The sequence below is a fragment of the Desulfonatronospira sp. genome (assembly GCA_003563255.1).
Classification (GTDB): domain Bacteria; phylum Desulfobacterota; class Desulfovibrionia; order Desulfovibrionales; family Desulfonatronovibrionaceae; genus Desulfonatronospira.
This window is the reverse complement of sequence record PWSL01000241.1, coordinates 1-3,218: the sequence shown is the minus strand read 5'-3', so window position 1 is coordinate 3,218 and position 3,218 is coordinate 1. Positions and strand designations below refer to the sequence as shown.

Sequence of the window (3,218 nt, the reverse complement as noted above, 5' to 3'; positions counted from 1 at the left end):
GACATATAGGCTGGATTTCTTGACTGAAACTATCAGGAACTGATCTTCCTGCAAATTCTGGAGTACTGATGCCAGTCTGCTTACGAACCCGGACCAGGCAGGGGAAGGTGACCATGACGACGCTCCTGAATCACTTGCATCTGTGCTGTTCATAACTGGTCCTTAAAATAAGATTAATACGCCGGATCTACAGATAAAAAAAGCAGCAAGGCCCCGGATTAGAGGTCGGACCGAGTTAATCTATTGAATTTTCACGCGATACCTTCCAAAACAGACTGTTTTTCTGCCTTAGCACGCCTGCTTCAACCCCAAAATGGGCATTGTTAGAGTAAGCCGGTTACCAGCGCAGTCTCCTGACCTCACCCTGTTCCCTGAATATTACCAAAAAAGCTTTGTTGAGGCGTGTATGGGTATTTATTAAATAAGTTCAACAGCCTGCTCAGGCCCGATCCCATAAGTGCCGGCTGCCCGTAACAACTTTTTACATGGCCGGTTTTTCAGGCGATGTTGGCTGTGCCCCTGCACCGGGGGTATCTGGAGCATCCCCAGAACTGGCTACTCTGGTCGCCGCCCTTTTTGGAACGGCGCAGAACCATTTCACTGCCGCACCTGGGACAGGCAATGCTGTTTTGTTTTTCCCTGACCGTAGTCTGCACATGCCTGGCATGCGCCCTGTGAGTCTTGAAAGAAGGACTGAGCCTGCCCTCGTATATACCATCAGGGACTGACCTCGCACATTACTTGTAACTATCTGATATCGTTATCGATACACTGAGTTTTCAAGCGAAGTTATACGATAACATGTACAGTTGGCTGATATCATGATTTTTTGCAAAATTTACAAGTCGCCTTTCTTGTGAATATCAGCCGTAAACCCAATGGCTTTTTGCTCCCGAATGCCAGACGACATCAGCTCGCGAATGGCCTCAATCAATTCAGCTATGGCCTGGTCATGATCTGTGACCTTGTTTTCCAGCTCCTGGAGTTTTTCAGCCAACTGTTTGTGCGTGGACAATATCTCCCGCATACGAACAAACGCTCTGACAACAAAAACGCTCATATCCACGGCTTTTGGGGAGTTCAAAACAGAGGCTGCCCTTATTGCCCCATGTTAAACACGTAAGGAAGGTGAGGAGAATACTTGAGGGTTGCCAGGTGGTCGCAATTTGCGACCACCTCGGCTTTTTCTTCAACGGTTAGCTGAAACATGAAGTCTGCAGGAAAGCGATTGATATTTCGCCTGACCTGTTCGTTAAAACGCTTGGTCGTTACGGAATAGATTTCTGCCAGGTCCGAGTCGATCATTACTTTTTGTTCCCGGATTACAAGTATCCGTTTGGCTACAACTATTTCCTGCATGATATGCTTGGTTTTGGAGGAAGTCACGATCAACTCCAGAGGGGCTTTTTACAGATTTCATCGAAAATACTGTCTATAAGCTAAGTCGAGTTATGACTGCAACCCGGTCCCTGTCGAAAGTGGACGTCAGTTCCGGCAACCTTTTGATCGCAGCTGTAAACTGGAAATTAGAATTCAGGGCATTCTCGGCCTTGGCCGCCTGCCAAGAAAATCCTTAAAAACAACGGCCTGCTCTTCTTCAGCCTACACGCAGATGGAACATGCTTGCACATTTTTTATGTGCTGACTTATGCGCTGCAAAAAGTCAATGATGGATTCAAGACCAGGCGGGGGGATTATTTCCCTGCGCTCCGTTACACATCTTGCTCTTGACCTGAAGTGTGCAGAAGGCTGTTCATGACCAGCAGGCTGTCCCCGGCGATCGCACTGACCACAGATCACTGCCTACTGCCGCTGCAAAAAAATGGCAGTATAACGTTCAGCTGGAGCCGCAGCTTGTCCCGAAGCGCAGCGGAAGGGTGAGCCTTCGGACTCAAAGCAGTTGTTAGCCCATTGCCTACCAATGATGCACATGAATCAAACCAGTTCTCTCAAGAGCTTCGAGCAGATCTCTACGCTCTCTCGCCAACACCTTGAGGCGACGTTTCTTATATGGCTTGACTTTGGCGACATCAAGAACCAGAGAAGCCAAGTCAGCTATCCGCGAATTATCTGACGCCGACAGTACGCGTAGTCTGGCAATATTCTTGTCCGATATGTGTGATTGCCTCATAAAACCGAACATCTCTTCTTCCTGTTCAATGGCATCCCGATCCGCCTTTGGAATCTTCGCGCAATCATTGCAAACATGAATCCGATGTCCGTTGCCAGAAAATCTCTCATTTGGTCTTGTTCTTCCGCAGAGTCTGCAGTAATGCCCCATGTTCTTTCCTGCGGCTAACATAAAAAATATCCCTCAAGGGTTGGAAAACAGCTTTAAGACCCTTTTAAACCAAGCTTCCATCAGCAGGCATATTGTCCTTTTTTAATCGAGATGTTCCGATATCCATTTCGGATCCCGGCGACAGTCGAGTACGGCTCGGACGCGCGCTACACCATCCTCAATGCGGTAGTACACTGCATAAGGAAACCGCTTAGAAATAAGGCGATGATATCCGTAGTGGACGGCATGAATGCCCCCAGAAATTCTCAATGATTGAATATCAGACCATAGTGAATCAAGAAAATAATCGCCAAGACCGTCGGCCTGTCGTTCATAAAATCGAAACCCGTCTGCTTAGTCAGCAGCTGCCTCTTCAAGAACTTGAACCCTCATTTGAGTTGTTCCTTCACAACATTTTTGGCTTCTGCTATATCCAGAAAATGTGACCTCCCTTCGGAGATTCGCCTTTCTCGAGCCTGTAAGACATCCGCGTGCCAGGATGGAGAGGGAATATTCTCTGGTGCACCAGAAAGATCCGCCCAGATTTCTTCGATAGCCCGTAGCTTGTCCTCGACGCTCATTTGTTTCAATGGAATGCTAAAGTGCATGAAAATTCTCCAATAATGTTTAGGCAATTATACGATACAATACAACCACCGTAAATTTGACACAACCATCATTAATTAGTTTCCATCAGGAATCATTTAACAGCTTGAAATTTAACTGTATTTTGCGATAAATTGATTGACTTTTAATGCACTTTTTAGCATGCTCCCTTTTGTAAGCAGTCGATTATACTGTAAAAGCTAAAAAAGGCATATGGAAAACGCTTCAAAAGATAACGTCTGTATTCACCTTCATAAATTGACCAAGCTATTGGAAACTGATGAATTCTGGTCAATCCCTCTTCAATTTCATCAAGAAACTCGTCTCCCAG

The 3,218-nt window shown here is 46.3% G+C and carries 5 protein-coding genes; all 5 read right to left on the bottom strand.

All coding sequences use genetic code 11. The features are described from left to right. Positions 1-497: 497 nt before the first annotated feature. Complete coding sequence (locus QZP87_RS07020; protein ID WP_291322208.1) at positions 498-656, bottom strand: topoisomerase DNA-binding C4 zinc finger domain-containing protein; 159 nt, start codon at positions 654-656, stop codon at positions 498-500. A gap of 182 nt (positions 657-838) precedes the next feature. Continuing rightward, entirely contained in the window at positions 839-1,084 is a 246-nt protein-coding gene (locus tag QZP87_RS07015; protein ID WP_291322207.1) for a hypothetical protein, read from the bottom strand. A 14-nt stretch (positions 1,085-1,098) separates the two neighbouring features. Further along, the gene (locus QZP87_RS07010; RefSeq protein WP_291322206.1) at positions 1,099-1,386 is read right to left on the bottom strand and encodes an ORF6N domain-containing protein; all 288 of its coding nucleotides are present in this window, start codon (positions 1,384-1,386) and stop codon (positions 1,099-1,101) included. 529 nt (positions 1,387-1,915) lie between these two features. Further along, positions 1,916-2,302, bottom strand: a complete 387-nt coding sequence (locus QZP87_RS07005; protein ID WP_291322205.1) for a hypothetical protein — start codon at positions 2,300-2,302, stop codon at positions 1,916-1,918. A gap of 368 nt (positions 2,303-2,670) precedes the next feature. Then, on the bottom strand, positions 2,671-2,889 hold the full coding sequence (locus tag QZP87_RS07000; RefSeq protein ID WP_291322204.1) for an addiction module protein: 219 nt from the start codon (positions 2,887-2,889) through the stop codon (positions 2,671-2,673). Positions 2,890-3,218 lie beyond the last annotated feature (329 nt).

Excerpts from the sequence above, each read along its gene's own strand:
- QZP87_RS07005 (WP_291322205.1), bottom strand. The coding sequence starts at position 2,302 with ATGTTAGCCGCAGGAAAGAACATGGGGCATTACTGCAGACTCTGCGGA.
- QZP87_RS07000 (WP_291322204.1), bottom strand. The coding sequence starts at position 2,889 with ATGCACTTTAGCATTCCATTGAAACAAATGAGCGTCGAGGACAAGCTA.